Here is a 17,392-nt window from a genome sequence, read left to right as displayed (position 1 = left end):
TTCCCACCCCGTCCCGAGAACCACATATTCGTGGGACCTGCGAGAGAGCGTGCCCTGTGGCTGACGTACCTGCCGATCTTGCCGCAGTGTGGCCACGAGTGCTGGAGCAGCTCCTCAGGGAGGGCCAGCAGGGAGTCGAGCCCAAGGACAAACAGTGGATCGAGCGCTGCCAGCCGCTCGCCCTGGTCGCCGACACCGCACTGCTGGCCGTGCCCAACGAGTGGGGCAAGCGCGTGCTCGAAGGCCGCCTCGCCCCGCTCATCAGCGAGACCCTGAGCCGCGAATGCGGCCGGCCGATCCGGATCGCGATCACCGTCGACGACTCGGCCGGTGATCCGCTGCCGCTGCCGCAGCAGCAGAACCGTTACCAGAACGAGCGGCACGACGACGGCCGCGACCTCCACGGTCCGCGCCATGGCGACATGCGGCACGACGACATGCGCCACGACGAGCTGCGGCCGGACGACTCCCGGCACGACGACCCGCGCTCCGAGGGCGGCTACCACCCCTACGGCCGCCGCCCCTCCGACGACGACATGCCGACGGCCCGCCCCGCGTACCCCGACTACCAGCAGCAGCGCCCCGAACCCGGCTCCTGGCCCCGGACGCAGGAGGACCTGTCCTGGCAGCAGCAGCGGCTCGGCTTCCAGGACCGTGACCCGTACGCGAGCGGGAGGCCGCAGCAGCCCCAGCACGACTACCGGCCGCCGCAGCCACCGGAGGGCCGGCCCTACGACCAGCAGCGCCCGGAGCGGCACGACCTGGACACCCAGCAGTCGCGGCACGGCGGCCGGGGCGGGGTCACCGGGCCGCTCGGCGCGCAGGCCTCGCCGCCGCCGGGACCGGGGGAGCCGCACGCGCGACTCAACCCCAAGTACCTCTTCGACACCTTCGTCATCGGGGCGTCCAACCGGTTCGCGCACGCGGCGGCCGTCGCCGTCGCCGAGGCACCGGCCAAGGCGTACAACCCGCTCTTCATCTACGGCGAGTCCGGACTCGGCAAGACGCACCTGCTGCACGCCATCGGGCACTACGCGCGCAGCCTCTATCCCGGTACGCGGGTGCGGTACGTGAGCTCGGAGGAGTTCACGAACGAGTTCATCAACTCCATCCGGGACGGCAAGGGCGACACCTTCCGCAAGCGCTACCGGGACGTCGACATCCTGCTCGTCGACGACATCCAGTTCCTGGCGAGCAAGGAGTCGACGCAGGAGGAGTTCTTCCACACCTTCAACACGCTCCACAACGCGAACAAGCAGATCGTGCTGTCCTCGGACCGGCCGCCCAAGCAGCTGATCACCCTGGAGGACCGGCTGCGCAACCGCTTCGAGTGGGGCCTCACGACCGATGTGCAGCCGCCGGAGCTGGAGACGCGTATCGCGATCCTCCGTAAGAAGGCCGTACAGGAGCAGCTGAACGCACCGCCCGAGGTGCTGGAGTTCATCGCCTCGCGGATCTCGCGCAACATCCGCGAACTGGAGGGCGCGCTGATCCGGGTCACGGCGTTCGCCTCGCTCAACCGCCAGCCGGTGGATCTCGGGCTGACCGAGATCGTGCTCAAGGACCTCATCCCCGGGGGCGAGGACCTGGCCCCCGACATCACCGCGGGCGCCATCATGGCGGCGACTGCCGACTACTTCGGGCTGACCGTGGAGGACCTCTGCGGCTCGTCCCGCAGCCGGGTGCTGGTGACGGCGCGGCAGATCGCGATGTACCTCTGCCGTGAGCTGACGGATCTGTCGCTGCCCAAGATCGGCGCGCAGTTCGGCAACCGCGACCACACGACGGTGATGCACGCCGACCGGAAGATCCGCGCGCTGATGGCCGAGCGGCGCTCCATCTACAACCAGGTCACCGAACTCACCAACCGCATCAAGAACGGCTGACCGAGCCGGCCGCGCGTCGGCGGCCGCTTCGAAGACGCTTCGAGGCACTTCCAGGGCGCTCCGGGACACCTCCCGGGGCGCCCTTCGTCATGTCCGGAGGGCCGCCGGTACATGACACACGCTCAACGGCTGTTCGAATACGGGTCGCCGAGGGCGGCTTCTCCACAGAAATCGGCCCGATCTCCCGTCCACACCCTGGGGATCGATAAGTTGTCCAGACTGCGTCCACAGGCCGGCCGGCCGGAAGTGGATCATGCCAGGTCAGACCCCTGGGGATTTGTGGCCAACTCTTCTCCACAGCCTGTGGACAGTTTTTTCGCCCACAGGCACCGAGTCCCGTTGTCCACCGGCGGCCCACAGGCAACGGGCCGTTGCCCACAGCTTGGGGCCGCTTCTCCACATCGCTGTCCACTGTTCGGCAACGGAACACGACTGTTCACCGAGCCGAGTGAAAGGCGTCACACCGAGGTTGCCTCGGGGCCTGTGGGGAACGTCGGAAAAGCTGGGGACGACCCTGGGGAGAAGTCGGGGTGCCCTGTGCACCGGTTGTGCAGAACTTTCGGCCGTCCACAGAACGACGGGGTTGTCCACCGGTGGCGCCCACAGGACCGGTGGACAAAAAAGTAGGTCTGACCTGCGAAAACGACGTTATCCACGGAATCCACAGGCCCTACTACTACTAACACCTAGAGTTACCTGGGAATCCGATTCGAAGTGGGTGCTGTGCACAACTCGGCGCCGGACCGCCTCCGCCCGGTTGTCTCGACTTGACCCCGAGCAGCACCGAGTGTCGGTGCCGTACGTCAGACTGTTCCCCGGCAACCTCACCCTGCCCACGGCGGAGTGAGCCCATGCCGATGACGAAGAAGGCCGGCAGGACGAGTCAGCAACAGCAGGAGGCGGTTCCGGTGAAGATCCGGGTGGAGCGCGATGTACTGGCGGAGGCGGTGGCCTGGGTGGCCCGTAGCCTCCCGGCCCGTCCGCCGGCGCCCGTTCTTGCGGGCCTTCTGCTGAAGGCCGAGGAAGGCGCGCTGAGCTTCTCCAGCTTCGACTACGAGGTCTCGGCCCGGGTCTCGGTGGACGCCGAGGTCGAGGAGGACGGCACGGTCCTCGTCTCCGGCCGGCTGCTCGCCGACATCTGCCGCGCGCTCCCCAACCGGCCGGTGGAGATTTCCACAGACGGTGTACGGGCGACGGTGGTCTGCGGTTCCTCGCGGTTCACCCTGCACACCCTGCCGGTGGACGAGTACCCGGCACTGCCGCAGATGCCGACCGCCACCGGCACCGTCCCCGGTGAGGTCTTCGCCTCCGCCGCCGCCCAGGTGGCCATCGCGGCGGGCCGCGACGACACGCTCCCGGTGCTCACCGGCGTACGGATCGAGATCGAGGGCGACACGGTCACCCTCGCCTCGACGGACCGCTACCGCTTCGCCGTCCGCGACTTCCTGTGGAAGCCGGAGGTCTCCGACATCTCCGCGGTCGCCCTGGTGCCCGCCAAGACGCTGCTGGACACCGCCAAGGCCCTCACCAGCGGCGACACGGTCACACTGGCGCTCTCGGGCTCAGGCGCCGGCGAGGGGCTGATCGGCTTCGAGGGCGCGGGCCGGCGGACGACCACGCGGCTGCTCGAAGGCGACCTCCCGAAGTACCGCACGCTGTTCCCGACCGAGTTCAACTCGATCGCGGTGATCGAGACCGCGCCGTTCGTCGAGGCCGTCAAGCGCGTGGCGCTGGTCGCCGAGCGCAACACCCCGGTGCGGCTCAGCTTCGAGCAGGGTGTGCTCATCCTCGAAGCGGGTTCCAGCGACGACGCACAGGCTGTGGAGAGGGTCGACGCCAAGCTCGACGGCGACGACATCTCGATCGCGTTCAACCCGACGTTCCTGCTCGACGGCCTCAGCGCCATCGACTCGCCCGTCGCGCAGCTCTCCTTCACGACGTCCACCAAGCCGGCGCTCCTCAGTGGGAAGCCGGCTCTGGATGCCGAGGCCGACGACGCGTACAAGTACCTGATCATGCCGGTGCGGCTGTCGGGCTGACCACGCCTTCGCCGGGCCGCCGGGTGTCACTCCCGCGGTCGGCCCGCCGGGCCGTCCCACCAGGCCCGGCGTAGGCTCGGGCCCCGGGCCGCGCGCCACCGTCGCCGCCGTCCCGCGCCTGAACGAATGTCGGCTCAACGCTTAAGGAACCACTGATGGAGCTCGGTCTCGTCGGCCTCGGCAAGATGGGCGGCAACATGCGCGAGCGCATCCGCCGCGCAGGCCACACCGTCATCGGATACGACCGGAACGCGGACGTCGCGGACGTCCACAGCCTCGAAGAGCTGGTGAGCAGGCTCAAGGGCCCCCGGGTCATCTGGGTGATGGTCCCCTCGGGTGCGGCGACGCAGTCGACGATTGACGAGCTGGCGGAGCTGCTGTCCCCCGGCGACGTGGTCGTGGACGGTGGCAACTCCCGCTGGACGGACGACGAGAAGCACGCGGTGGAGCTCGGCATCAAGGGTGTCGGCTTCGTCGACTGCGGTGTCTCCGGCGGCGTCTGGGGCCTCCAGAACGGCTACGCGCTGATGTACGGCGGTGAGACGGCGAGCGTCGCGAAGGTCCAGCCGATCTTCGACGCCCTCAAGCCCTCGGGCGACAAGGGCGCGGTCCACGCGGGCAAGGTCGGCGCCGGCCACTTCGCGAAGATGGTCCACAACGGCATCGAGTACGCCATGATGCAGGCCTACGCCGAGGGCTGGGAGCTGCTGGAGAAGGTCGACTCGGTCACCGACGTACGCGAGGTCTTCCGCTCCTGGCAGGACGGCACGGTCATCCGGTCCTGGCTGCTGGACCTGGCGGTCAACGCGCTGGACGGCGACGAGCACCTGGACGCCCTGCGGGGGTACGCCGACGACTCCGGCGAGGGCCGGTGGACGGTCGAGGCGGCCATCGACAACGCGGTGCCGCTGCCCGCGATCACCGCGTCGCTGTTCGCCCGGTTCGCGTCGCGGCAGGACGACTCGCCGCAGATGAAGATGGTCGCCGCGCTGCGCAACCAGTTCGGTGGCCACGCGGTCGAGCAGGCGGACGAGAGCACGCCGGGCAAGCCCGGCAAGCCCAAGCCGGCCGGTCCCAAGAACGAGAAGTAGTCCTCCGCCCTCGCTGGGCGGCGCGCAGGACCGGGGAGGTCGGGTCACGCCCATGCACGTCACGCATCTCTCGCTGGCCGACTTCCGTTCGTACGCCCGGATCGAGGTGCCCCTCGATCCGGGCGTCACCGCTTTCGTGGGGGCCAACGGGCAGGGGAAGACCAATCTGGTCGAGGCGGTCGGCTATCTCGCCTCGCTCGGCAGCCACCGGGTCTCCTCGGACACCCCGCTGGTGCGGATGGGCGCCGAGCGCGCGGTGATCCGGGCGGCCGTCACCCAGGGGGAGCGCTCGCAGCTGGTCGAGCTCGAACTCAACCCGGGGCGCGCGAACAGAGCGAGGATCAACAGGTCGTCGCAGGTCAGGCCGCGCGACGTGCTGGGGATCGTACGGACGGTGCTGTTCGCGCCGGAGGATCTGGCGCTGGTGAAGGGCGATCCCGGTGAGCGCCGGCGCTTCCTCGACGAACTGATTACGGCGCGCTCCCCTCGCATGGCGGGTGTGCGCTCGGACTACGACCGGGTGCTCAAGCAGCGCAACACCCTGCTGAAGTCGGCGGCGATGGCGCGGCGGCACGGCGGGCGCGGGATGGATCTGTCCACGCTGGACGTGTGGGACCAGCATCTGGCCCAGGTGGGCGCGGAGTTGCTGGTGCGGCGGCTGGAGCTGATCGAGACGCTGCAGCCGCTGACGGACAAGGCGTACGAGCAACTGGCGCCCGGTGGCGGGCCGGTGGCGCTGGAGTACCGCTCCTCCTCCGCAGGCTCGGTGGGCGCGGACGCGGGCGCGGCTTCCGAGGGGCCGGGCGCCGAGGTGCCGCGGTCACGCGAGGAGCTGTACGCGCAGCTCATGGCCGCGCTGGCGGGGACACGCAAGCAGGAGATCGAACGGGGGGTCACGCTGGTGGGTCCGCACCGGGACGAACTGCTGCTGAAGCTGGGCCAGTTGCCGGCCAAGGGGTACGCGAGCCACGGCGAGTCCTGGTCGTACGCGCTGGCGCTTCGGCTGGCCTCGTACGACCTGCTGCGTGCCGAGGGCAACGAGCCGGTGCTGGTCCTCGACGACGTCTTCGCGGAACTGGACGCGCGGCGCCGTGAGCGGCTGGCGGAGCTGGTGGCGCCGGGCGAGCAGGTGCTGGTCACGGCGGCGGTGGACGACGACGTGCCGGACATCCTGGCCGGGGTGCGGTACACGGTGGCCGACGGCACGGTGGAGCGGACATGAGCGGCCCGGAGGGACACGAGGGGTCGCAGGGGGCGTCGGAGCCGGCGCCCGTCGAGGCGTCGGGTGTCGACCTGGCGCGGGTCGCGCTGCGGGCGGCGAAGGAGCAGGCGCGGGCGCGTGGCGCCGCCGCCCAGCAGAAGAAGCAGGCCAGACGGGGCGGCGGCCTGCGGTCGGGCTCGGGGGCCGACGGCCGCGATCCGCTGTCGCTGGGAGCCGCGATCAACCGGCTGATCACCGAGCGCGGCTGGGAGAAGCCCGCCGCCGTGGGCGGTGTGATGGGCCGCTGGCCGCAGATCGTGGGCGACGACCTGGCCAAGCACTGTGTGCCCGAGCGGTACGAGGAGGACGAGCGGATCCTGACGGTGGTCTGCGACTCGACGGCGTGGGCGACACAACTGCGGCTGCTGGCCCCGCGGCTGGTGGCCCGGCTGAACGAGGACCTGGGGCACGGCACGGTGAAGGTGATCAAGGTGCGCGGGCCGGGCGGTCCGCCGCGGCGCTTCGGCGGGCTGCGGGCGCCCGGCAGCAAGGGCCCGGGGGACACGTACGGCTGAGCGCGGCGGTCCGGTCCCGGCCGGGCGCCGGCGGCGGGCCGCGCGTACGCCCTCGCGTACTGCTTCCCGGAGGCGTACGTCGGCGAACGAGGAGCGTACGGTGACCGAACGGCCACGCTCCGTACGTCCGGACAGCGCCCCGCCCGCGCCCCCGCCGTGACCTCCCGAAACCTCCCCACGAGCCCTCCCGGCCGCTCCACGTACGGCTGACGGGGGCGCCTCACGGTTGACCGCACCACCGCGAAGAGCCGCTTCGACGGGTCGTCAGGAGCGCCGCGAGAGCCCCAACAGCCCCTCGGCGGGCGCCACTTCACACGTGTGCCACCCCGTCTCTCCGGGGCACCCCGGAGACCGCTGTGACCTCCTCTTACGGCTGCGCGGTGTGAGCTGTCCCTCACGGTAGCCGGGGGTTGACAGCCCGAAGCGCTCAAAGCCCGCGTGAGCCTCTTGGAGCCCCTGCCCGAATATGGGGAGTCGGCAGCCGCCGGTTCAGGGCGGCACATGCGGACTCAGGTACCGGCAAACCCCCATTCGGGTCGCGGCTACCGGTAGACTGGTCGAGAATCCCGCCTCGTCGGCGGGAGTCGCTTACCAAGACTGACAAACACTGTCGCAAGCCGAACGACGCAGCCGCTCCCGCCTGCCCGGAGAACGGCCTGTGCTGTGCCAGAAAGGGCGCTTCGTGGCCGATTCCGGCAACCCCAACGAGAAGACTCCGTCCGTGGTGACTGGTGAGAACGGCGAGGTGACGGCCTCGTACAACGCCAGTGCGATCACGGTGCTGGAGGGCCTGGACGCGGTCCGTAAGCGTCCCGGTATGTACATCGGTTCGACCGGTGAACGTGGGCTTCATCACCTGGTGACCGAGGTCGTCGACAACTCCGTCGACGAGGCTCTGGCCGGGCACGCGGACACCATCGACGTCACGATCCTCGCCGACGGCGGCGTACGCGTGGTCGACAACGGCCGTGGCATCCCCGTGGGCATCGTCCCGTCCGAGGGCAAGCCGGCCGTCGAGGTCGTGCTGACGGTGCTGCACGCGGGCGGCAAGTTCGGCGGCGGCGGCTACTCCGTCTCCGGCGGTCTGCACGGCGTGGGTGTCTCCGTGGTGAACGCGCTGTCGACGAAGGTCGCCGTCGAGGTCAAGACCGACGGCCACCGCTGGACGCAGGACTACAAGCTCGGGGTGCCGACGGCGCCGCTCTCGCGCAACGAGGCGACGGACGAGACGGGCACGACGGTCACCTTCTGGGCCGACCCGGACGTCTTCGAGACCACGGAGTACTCCTTCGAGACGCTGTCGCGGCGCTTCCAGGAGATGGCCTTCCTCAACAAGGGCCTGACCTTGAAGCTGACCGACGAGCGCGAGTCGGCGAAGGCCGTCGTGGGCGCCGACATCGCGGGCGCGGACTCGGCCGAGAAGCCCGGCGAGGAGCCGGTGCGCAGCGTGACGTACTTCTACGAGGGCGGCATCGTCGACTTCGTGAAGTACCTCAACTCCCGCAAGGGCGAGCTGATCCACCCCACGGTCATCGACATCGACGCCGAGGACAAGGAGCGGATGCTCTCGGTGGAGATCGCGATGCAGTGGAACTCGCAGTACAGCGAGGGTGTGTACTCCTTCGCGAACACGATCCACACGCATGAGGGCGGTACGCACGAGGAGGGCTTCCGCGCGGCGATGACCGGCCTGGTCAACCGCTACGCGCGCGAGAAGAAGTTCCTGCGCGAGAAGGACGACAACCTGGCGGGCGAGGACATTCGCGAGGGTCTGACGGCGATCATCTCGGTCAAGCTGGGCGAGCCGCAGTTCGAGGGCCAGACGAAGACCAAGCTGGGCAACACGGAGGCGAAGACCTTCGTACAGAAGATCGTGCACGAGCATCTGACGGACTGGTTCGACCGCAATCCCAACGAGGCGGCCGACATCATCCGTAAGTCGATCCAGGCCGCCACGGCCCGGGTCGCGGCTCGTAAGGCGCGGGATCTGACGCGTCGCAAGGGTCTGCTTGAGTCGGCGTCGCTGCCGGGCAAGCTGAGCGACTGCCAGTCGAACGACCCGTCCAAGTGCGAGATCTTCATCGTCGAGGGCGACTCGGCCGGCGGCAGCGCGAAGTCCGGCCGCAACCCGCAGTATCAGGCCATTCTTCCGATCCGCGGAAAGATCCTGAACGTCGAGAAGGCGCGGATCGACAAGATCCTCCAGAACACCGAGGTGCAGGCGCTGATCTCGGCGTTCGGCACCGGTGTGCACGAGGACTTCGACATCGAGAAGCTCCGCTATCACAAGATCATTCTGATGGCGGACGCCGATGTCGACGGTCAGCACATCAACACGCTGCTGCTGACGTTCCTCTTCCGCTTCATGCGCCCGCTGGTCGAGGCGGGGCACGTGTATCTCTCGCGGCCCCCGCTCTACAAGATCAAGTGGGGCCGGGATGACTTCGAGTACGCGTACTCGGACCGGGAGCGCGACGCCCTGGTCGAGCTGGGGAAGCAGAACGGCAAGCGGATCAGGGAAGACTCGATCCAGCGCTTCAAGGGCCTCGGTGAGATGAACGCCGAGGAGCTGCGCATCACGACGATGGACGTCGACCACCGCGTGCTCGGCCAGGTCACGCTCGACGACGCGGCGCAGGCCGACGACCTGTTCTCGGTGCTGATGGGTGAGGACGTCGAGGCCCGGCGCTCGTTCATCCAGCGCAACGCCAAGGACGTCCGCTTCCTCGACATCTGAGTCGGTCCCCCGCTGACCGCCATCGAATTGGCCGAAAGGAACTTTGACCAGCAATGGCCGACGACAACACTCCTGTGATGCCCGAAGAGGTGCCCGCCGTGGAAGGCGTGGGCATGCGTGTCGAGCCCGTGGGGCTCGAGACGGAGATGCAGCGCTCGTACCTCGACTACGCGATGTCCGTCATCGTGTCGCGTGCGCTGCCCGACGTACGGGACGGTCTGAAGCCCGTCCACCGCCGGGTGCTGTACGCGATGTACGACGGCGGCTACCGGCCGGAGAAGGGCTTCTACAAGTGCGCCCGCGTCGTCGGTGACGTGATGGGCACGTACCACCCGCACGGCGACTCCTCGATCTACGACGCGCTGGTCCGCCTCGCGCAGCCGTGGTCGATGCGGATGCCGCTGGTGGACTCCAACGGCAACTTCGGCTCGCCCGGCAACGACCCGGCCGCCGCCATGCGGTACACCGAGTGCAAGCTGATGCCGCTGTCGATGGAGATGCTCCGGGACATCGACGAGGAGACCGTCGACTTCACGGACAACTACGACGGCCGTAACCAGGAGCCGACGGTCCTGCCGGCGCGCTTCCCGAACCTGCTGATCAACGGCTCGGCCGGTATCGCCGTCGGTATGGCCACCAACATCCCGCCGCACAACCTGCGGGAGGTCGCCGCGGGTGCGCAGTGGGCGCTGGAGCACCCGGAGGCCTCGCACGAGGAGCTGCTGGACGCGCTGATCGAGCGCATCAAGGGCCCGGACTTCCCCTCCGGCGCGCTGGTGGTGGGCCGGCGTGGCATCGAGGAGGCGTACCGCACGGGCCGTGGCTCGATCACGATGCGCGCGGTCGTCGCGGTCGAGGAGATCCAGAACAGGCAGTGCCTGGTCGTCACGGAGCTGCCGTACCAGACCAACCCCGACAATCTCGCGCAGAAGATCGCCGACCTGGTGAAGGACGGCAAGGTCGGCGGCATCGCCGACGTGCGGGACGAGACGTCCTCGCGTACGGGGCAGCGGCTGGTGGTCGTGCTCAAGCGCGACGCGGTCGCCAAGGTCGTGCTGAACAACCTCTACAAGCACACCGACCTCCAGACGAACTTCGGCGCCAACATGCTGGCCCTGGTGGACGGTGTGCCGCGCACGCTGTCGATCGACGCGTTCATCAGGCACTGGGTGACGCACCAGATCGAGGTCATCGTCCGGCGTACGCGCTTCCGGCTGCGCAAGGCCGAAGAACGCGCGCACATCCTGCGTGGTCTGCTCAAGGCGCTGGACGCGATCGACGAGGTCATCGCGCTGATCCGGCGCAGCGACACCGTCGAGACGGCGCGCGGCGGCCTGATGAGCCTGCTGTCGATCGACGAGATCCAGGCGAACGCGATCCTGGAGATGCAGCTGCGCCGGCTGGCGGCGCTGGAGCGGCAGAAGATCGTCGCCGAGCACGACGAGCTCCAGGCGAAGATCAACGAGTACAACGCGATCCTCGCCTCCCCCGAGCGGCAGCGGCAGATCGTCAGCGAGGAACTGGCGGTGATCGTCGACAAGTTCGGTGACGACCGGCGTTCCAAGCTGGTGCCGTTCGACGGTGACATGTCCATCGAGGACCTGATCGCCGAGGAGGACATCGTCGTCACCATCTCGCGTGGCGGCTATGTGAAGCGTACGAAGACCGACGACTACCGCTCGCAGAAGCGCGGCGGCAAGGGCGTGCGCGGTACAAAGCTGAAGTCGGACGACATCGTCGACCACTTCTTCGTGTCGACGACGCACCACTGGCTGCTGTTCTTCACGAACAAGGGCCGGGTGTACCGGGCGAAGGCGTACGAGCTCCCGGACGCCGGACGTGACGCGCGCGGCCAGCATGTGGCGAACCTGCTGGCGTTCCAGCCGGACGAGAAGATCGCGCAGATCCTCGCCGTACGGGACTACGAGGCGGCGCCGTATCTGGTGCTGGCGACGAAGGCCGGTCTGGTCAAGAAGACGTCTCTGAAGGATTACGACTCGCCCCGTTCCGGTGGCGTGATCGCGATCAATCTCCGTGAGACGGACTCGGGCGCGGACGACGAGCTGATCGGTGCGGAGCTGGTGTCGGCGGAGGACGATCTGCTGCTCATCAGCCGGAAGGCGCAGTCGATCCGTTTCACCGCGACGGACGATTCTCTGCGGCCGATGGGGCGGGCGACATCGGGTGTGAAGGGGATGAGCTTCCGCGAAGGGGACGAACTGCTGTCGATGAATGTCGTCAGGCCCGGTACGTTCGTGTTCACTGCTACCGACGGCGGTTATGCGAAGCGGACCAACGTCGCCGAGTATCGCGTCCAAGGGCGTGGCGGCCTCGGTATCAAGGCCGCGAAGATCGTGGAGGACCGCGGGTCGCTGGTCGGTGCGCTGGTGGTGGAGGAGACGGACGAGATCCTCGCCATCACCCTGGGCGGCGGCGTGATTCGTACGCGAGTCAACGAAGTCAGGGAGACGGGCCGTGACACCATGGGCGTTCAACTGATCAACCTGGGCAAGCGCGATGCCGTGGTGGGCATCGCTCGTAACGCCGAGGCCGGTCGTGAGGCTGAAGAGGTCGAAGGGGTCGTCGGCGAGGATGGCGACGAGGGTCCGGTGACCGAAGGAGCCGCGCTTGCCGAGGACGCTGAGGGCACCCAGCCCTCGGTCGCGGAGCACGAGGAGTAGACAGCGTGAGTGGAGCCACGGGCGCCGGCTCGGCCGCTTCCGGAGCGAACGGTGCCCGTGGCCCTGCCACGGACTCCCAGGGGGTTACGGTGACCGACACCCGGGGGCAGCAGCCCCCCTACGAGACGTACGGATCCGAGCAGCCGCAGCAGCAGGCGGCGCAGCCGTACCACCCGCCGCAGGCGTATCCGACGCCGTCGGGCGGGGGGACACAGGGCGGACAGCAGCGGCCGGCGCCACAGCCGGCGCAGGCTCAGGCGCAGCCGCACGTACAGCTGGGCCAAGGACAGGGGCAGGGCGTGAGTCCGGGGCAGCCGGCACAGACATATCAGGCCGGCGGCGGCCGGCAGCCCTCGACGACGGGCGTACGCCTGCCGCGCACGGGGGCGCGTACGACACCGCGCACACGCAAGGCACGGCTGCGGGTGGCGAAGGCCGACCCGTGGTCGGTGATGAAGGTCAGCTTCCTGCTCTCCATCGCCCTCGGTGTGTGCACGGTCATCGCGGCCGCGGTGCTGTGGATGGTCATGGACGCGATGGGCGTCTTCTCGACGGTGGGCGGGACGATCAGCGAGGCGACTGGCTCGAACGAGAGCAACGGCTTCGACCTCCAGTCGTTCCTCTCGCTGCCGCGCGTGCTCATCTTCACGTCGGTGATCGCGGTGATCGACGTGGTGCTGGCGACGGCTCTGGCGACGCTCGGCTCCTTCATCTACAACCTGTCGGCGGGCTTCGTGGGCGGCGTCGAGCTGACGCTGGCGGAGGACGAGTAGGAGCCCCTCTCAGCAGGCCGGACGGGGGGCGGCCGGGGGAGAGCGGGCCCCGGTATCGATTTTGGGACTGGCCCTGGAGTGCGCTAATCTTCAGGGGCAGCGCGGGGCTATAGCTCAGTTGGTTAGAGCGCATCCCTGATAAGGATGAGGCCACAGGTTCAAATCCTGTTAGCCCCACAGCAGTTGGACCGCAGGTCAGAGGCCCGGTAGCTCTCAGGAGCTGCCGGGTTTTTGTTGTGCCGGCTTGATATCCCGTTATTGCTCCGTGACTTGTGGATATCCCCTGACGTACGGAGTGAGGGCCCAATACGTTTGTTGGGCCTGGGGTTGGGTCTTGGGGCCCATGCCGGGGTGCCTGGTGCCGCCGTATGTTTCTCATGTCGCCAGCGGGACCGGCCGGGAGGAAGCCGGGAACGCGGGGGACACCACGGACTCGCACGAGTCGGCCGGAGTCGGCCGGCCGACACACAAGGGGAAATCTCATGTCGAACGTCACGCTGAAGGCCGCCACCAACGCCAAGCTCTACGTCGGCACCTGGGCGAACACCGCCGTCGCCGCCATGAAGCGCCGCAGCGACAAGGGCCAGGGCGCGGTCGAGTACGTCGGCGTCATCGTCCTCGTCGCGCTGATCATCGCCGCGATCGTCGGCTCCGGTGTGGCCGACGAGATCGCGACCGGTCTGTCGGACAAGGTCGGCGAGATCCTCAGCGGCGAGTAAAGCCGGCCCTCCCGCTCGGTCAGCGAGACAGCGCAGGCGCCGAACCGTCCCTGGCCAGGACGGTGACGGCTCGCCCCTCCCGCGGCATCGTGCGGGACCCGCAAGCGTCGATCCGCCCGGACAGAGAGTCTTCTGTCCGGGCGGATCGCTTTCCCTTGCGCGGGTGTTGACTGGAGGGTGTGGCCCCCGAGTTGGGGGGCGCATGTAGGTCACCGATCGGTATCGGTCGGTGTGTATAGTCGGGCGCCAGAAGGCCCCCCAAGACAAGGAAAGACGAGGTCGCGCGGTGAAGAAGCTTCTCCTGGTCGCACTGGCCGCCATCGGCGGGCTCCTCGTGTACCGCCAGATCCAGGCGGATCGCGCCGAGCAGGATCTGTGGACGGAGGCGACCGACTCCGTGCCCGCAGGTTCGGGTGTGTGAGACCCAGTAGTCGGTACGCGGGCCCCGGTCGCTGAGGCGACCGGGGCTTCGCGCTTTGTGGGGGCGTGGTCGGTCCACTTCGTTCGCCTTGGTTCGTCTCGCCGGGCCTTGGCGAAGGATTTTGGTTGCTTTTGTGAAGTTCTGGTCCGGTGGGCGTGTGGGGACGGGTACGGATCGGCGGCCCGCGCAGACAGGCGCGGGATCGGCGGGGCAGGATGGACCGGCACCCTGACCCCGTGGGGGCGGCGGGTGCGGGCTGTTGGTGGCGGGCGGCTCAGTCGCCGGGACGACAAGGGGAAGCTCGTGAAGAGGCTGCGCAACAGGGGCCGGGTCGCGCTGGTCGCGGCGGCGGCGATGTGCGCGGTGGCGGCGCAGCCGGGGCTGCCAGGCCTGCCCGGACTGGCTGGTACGGCCCGCGCGGCGGAGGGGCCGAGTCCGTACGCCTTCGATCCGCAGGCCGGGCGCGTCCAGGGCGCGGCGGGCACCAGCGCCGCGGAGCAGCTCGAAGCGGGCTCCACGTACCGCGATTCGATCGAGCCGGGCAAGAAGCTCTTCTACCGGCTGGATCTGGACGACACGGAGAACGCGTACGTGTCCGCCACCGCCGTGCCGGAGCTGGGGTCGAGCGTGGACTACGGCGACAAGCTCCAGGTCACGGTGCAGGACAGCGACGGCAGGGACTGCGAATCCGGACAGGCCCGCGTCCTGTCGGCCAGCGACTACCCGCACCCGCTGACCGCGTACGCGACCCGGACTCTCGCCGGGAAGAAGTACGGCTCCTGCCGCGAGGCCGGTACGTACTACGTGATCGTGGAGCGGGAGTCGAAAGCCACGTCCACGCAGGACGCGTGGGACCTGGAACTGCGTTTTCTGTCCGAGCCGGGGCTCACGGCCGCCGGCCCCACCGAGGCGCCCGAGGACTGGCCGAGCGACTCCCCCGGGCCGCCGTCGGGCGGGTCGGAGGCGCGGGAGGGCGGCGCGGGATTCACCGACGCCGCGAGCGTGGGGCAGGGTGAGTGGACGACGAAGATCGATCCCGGGGAGTCGCTCTACTACCGCGTGCCGGTCGACTGGGGGCAGCAACTGTTCACCAGCGCGGAGCTGGGCAGTTCGCAGGGGGACGGCTTCGTCACCGGCGCGCTGGCCCTCGCCGTCTACAACCCGGCGAGAGGGCTCGTCGACGGCACCGAATCGCTGACGTACAAGGGCGAGCAGAAGTCGCTGGCGACGGATCCGGCGCCGCCGGTGGACTACGCGAACCGCTTCAGTGCCGCGGGCGACGAGAAGGCGATGCGCTTCGCCGGCTGGTATTACGTGCGGGTGAGCCTCAACCCGGAGGTGGGCGAGAAGTTCGGGCAGGCGCCGCACGATCTGACGTTGCGGGTGACGGTCGACGGTACGGCGAAGGACGGGCCGGCGTACGACGGTCCGGCCGGCGAGTTCAGTGTGCCGGACGACGGCCTCGCGGGGGCGGACGGCGGGAGGACCGCGGGAGCCGCCGAGGACACGGGCACGATGAGGCTGGTCGCCGCGGGCGGGATCGGTACGGGGACGGTGCTGGTGCTGGGGCTCGGCGGGTGGATGCTGCTCGCGCGGCGGCGGCGCACGGGGCGGTAGCGGACCGGGCGCGGGCGGGGTGGGCCGTCAGATCTGCGAGAGGGCCCAGAACCCCACGGCGAAACAGACCAGCGCGAGCAGCAGAACCGGGATCGTCACCTTGGGCGGCGGTCCCGGCCGCTTCCGCGTGGCGTGTGCCGGGGCCGCGTGTGCCGGGGTGTGCGCGCCGGACGCCGGGGCGCCGGAGGCGTACGGGGCCGGCGGGTACTGGGTGGGAACCCCGGGCTGCTGAGCGGTGTATCTACGGGTGTGCTGCAAGTCGTCGTGCGGCACGGCGGTGGTGGGCGCCTGCGACAGGTCGGGCGCCGCGGGGGGAGAGGAAGCGAGCGGATGGGTGGGCGCGGAGTACGAGGCGGTGGGCGGGGTCGGCTGCAACGGGTGTGGCCCGGGGGGCGGTTGGTGGGGTTGATATTGCTGAGGCTGGTGCTGCGGTGACTGTTGCCGCTCGGCCGGGGGCGGCGGGGGGAGATGGAAACTGCCCGTCTCCGACATGGAGGTTCCGGTGGCGGGCTGCTGGTGCGCGGAGGGGGCGTCGGGCGTCCAGGGGGCGTTCTGCCCGCTCTGTGGCTGCTGCCCGGCGGTCGTCCCGCCAGCCGTCCCGCCGGTCGCCCCGCCCGTCATTCCTGCGGCGGCCCCGCCCGTGAGCCCGCCGGTCACTCCCCCGGTGACTCCACCCGTGTGCTGGTTTCCGTACGAGGGCGGCTGAGGGGCCGCCGATGGCCGGTTCGGATCGGCCGCAGCGACGGGCCCGTCGGGGCCGAACGGGTGTGGCAGCGGCCCGAGTTGGTCGAAGACCTCGACGGGTTCGTCGTCGTCCGTCGGCTCCGGCAGCATCTCGACGGCCGCCGTGAGGGCCTTGCGTGCCCCCGTGGCAGTACGGAATCGGGCGTTCGGGTCCGGCTGGAGCAGCCCGGCGAGGACCTGCCACAGCGGCTCGGGAATGCCCTGGGGCGCTCCCGGGGTGCCGTGCGCGGTGAAATAGTCCACCAGGGCCGTGGCGTCGGGCTTCTGCCCCTCCAGCAGGTAGAGCGCGACCAGGCCGACGGCGAAGAGGTCGGCGGGGAAGTCCGGCTCCGCGCCCGTCATCTGCTCCGGCGCGAAGTAACCGGGCGTGCCCACCACGTAGTTGGTCTCCGTCAGACGCGGCTCGCCCTTGCGCATGGAGATGCCGAAGTCGGACAGCCTCAGATGCGGCCGGCCGGTCCCGGTGGCCTCCAGCAGGATGTTGGCGGGCTTGATGTCGCGGTGTACGACTCCTTCGGCGTGCACCGCCGCGAGACCGGCGAGCAGCTGGTCGAGCAGGACGCAGACGAACCTCGGGGGCAGCGGCCCGTAGTCGCCGATGACATGGGCCAGCGATCCGCCGCCGACGAGGTCCATGGTGAACAGGACCTTGTCGTCGTCGGCGGCCCAGCTGGCCGGTGCGAGTACATGCGGGTGATCGATCCGCACGGCCTGCTCGCGTACGAAACGCAGCAGCGTGTGCGCGTCGCTCTGCTGCAGCACCTTGGCCGCGACGTACCGGCGGCGCCGGTGGTCCCAGGCACGCCAGACGGCGCCCACACCGCCACGTCCGATCGGGTCGACCAGCTCGTACCGACCAGCGAAGACCTCACCCATTGCGCCGCGCTCGCTCCCAGTCGTCGTGTCCG

Annotated in this window: 12 protein-coding genes and 1 tRNA gene; 12 read left to right on the top strand and 1 reads right to left on the bottom strand. The window is 69.5% G+C overall.

The window, feature by feature from the left end:
• The first annotated feature begins 56 nt into the window (after window positions 1–56).
• The 12 genes from dnaA (at window position 57) to OIE74_RS18810 (ending at window position 15,740) form a co-directional block, all read left to right on the top strand.
• Complete coding sequence (gene dnaA, locus OIE74_RS18865; RefSeq protein ID WP_329384984.1) at window positions 57–1,886, top strand: chromosomal replication initiator protein DnaA; 1,830 nt, start codon at window positions 57–59, stop codon at window positions 1,884–1,886.
• Window positions 1,887–2,794: 908 nt separating this feature from the next.
• Entirely contained in the window at window positions 2,795–3,925 is a 1,131-nt protein-coding gene (gene dnaN, locus OIE74_RS18860; RefSeq protein ID WP_189106438.1) for a DNA polymerase III subunit beta, read from the top strand.
• A gap of 155 nt (window positions 3,926–4,080) precedes the next feature.
• Window positions 4,081–5,016: a phosphogluconate dehydrogenase (NAD(+)-dependent, decarboxylating) gene (gene gnd / locus OIE74_RS18855; protein WP_329384982.1), complete on the top strand. Its 936-nt coding sequence runs from the start codon at window positions 4,081–4,083 to the stop codon at window positions 5,014–5,016.
• A gap of 52 nt (window positions 5,017–5,068) precedes the next feature.
• Entirely contained in the window at window positions 5,069–6,238 is a 1,170-nt protein-coding gene (gene recF / locus OIE74_RS18850; RefSeq protein WP_329384980.1) for a DNA replication/repair protein RecF, read from the top strand.
• The gene (locus OIE74_RS18845; RefSeq protein WP_329384978.1) at window positions 6,235–6,792 is read left to right on the top strand and encodes a DUF721 domain-containing protein; all 558 of its coding nucleotides are present in this window, start codon (window positions 6,235–6,237) and stop codon (window positions 6,790–6,792) included. The genes recF and OIE74_RS18845 overlap by 4 nt, the downstream gene beginning before the upstream one ends.
• A gap of 658 nt (window positions 6,793–7,450) precedes the next feature.
• Window positions 7,451–9,529: a DNA topoisomerase (ATP-hydrolyzing) subunit B gene (gene gyrB / locus OIE74_RS18840; protein ID WP_329384976.1), complete on the top strand. Its 2,079-nt coding sequence runs from the start codon at window positions 7,451–7,453 to the stop codon at window positions 9,527–9,529.
• A 53-nt stretch (window positions 9,530–9,582) separates the two neighbouring features.
• On the top strand, window positions 9,583–12,210 hold the full coding sequence (gene gyrA / locus OIE74_RS18835) for a DNA gyrase subunit A (protein WP_329384974.1): 2,628 nt from the start codon (window positions 9,583–9,585) through the stop codon (window positions 12,208–12,210).
• Window positions 12,211–12,299: 89 nt separating this feature from the next.
• Window positions 12,300–12,983, top strand: a complete 684-nt coding sequence (locus OIE74_RS18830; protein ID WP_329384972.1) for a DUF3566 domain-containing protein — start codon at window positions 12,300–12,302, stop codon at window positions 12,981–12,983.
• Between the two features lie 103 nt (window positions 12,984–13,086).
• Window positions 13,087–13,160 (top strand) — tRNA-Ile (locus OIE74_RS18825).
• A 305-nt stretch (window positions 13,161–13,465) separates the two neighbouring features.
• Complete coding sequence (locus OIE74_RS18820) at window positions 13,466–13,702, top strand: hypothetical protein (protein ID WP_329384970.1); 237 nt, start codon at window positions 13,466–13,468, stop codon at window positions 13,700–13,702.
• A 286-nt stretch (window positions 13,703–13,988) separates the two neighbouring features.
• A complete protein-coding gene (locus OIE74_RS18815; RefSeq protein ID WP_003958712.1) occupies window positions 13,989–14,123 on the top strand; it encodes a DLW-39 family protein in 135 nt (44 codons plus the stop codon).
• Between the two features lie 303 nt (window positions 14,124–14,426).
• A complete protein-coding gene (locus tag OIE74_RS18810; protein WP_329384969.1) occupies window positions 14,427–15,740 on the top strand; it encodes a hypothetical protein in 1,314 nt (437 codons plus the stop codon).
• A gap of 27 nt (window positions 15,741–15,767) precedes the next feature.
• On the opposite strand, the gene OIE74_RS18805 is transcribed toward OIE74_RS18810, so the two are convergent.
• Window positions 15,768–17,360 carry a serine/threonine-protein kinase gene (locus tag OIE74_RS18805; RefSeq protein ID WP_329384967.1) on the bottom strand — a complete coding sequence of 531 codons (1,593 nt, stop codon included), beginning with the start codon at window positions 17,358–17,360 and terminating at the stop codon, window positions 15,768–15,770.
• Window positions 17,361–17,392: the final 32 nt, after the last annotated feature.

It is taken from the genome of Streptomyces sp. NBC_01716 (assembly GCF_036248275.1).
In the GTDB taxonomy this organism is placed as follows: Bacteria; Actinomycetota; Actinomycetes; order Streptomycetales; family Streptomycetaceae; genus Streptomyces.
This window is presented reverse-complemented; position numbering and strand designations above follow the sequence as displayed.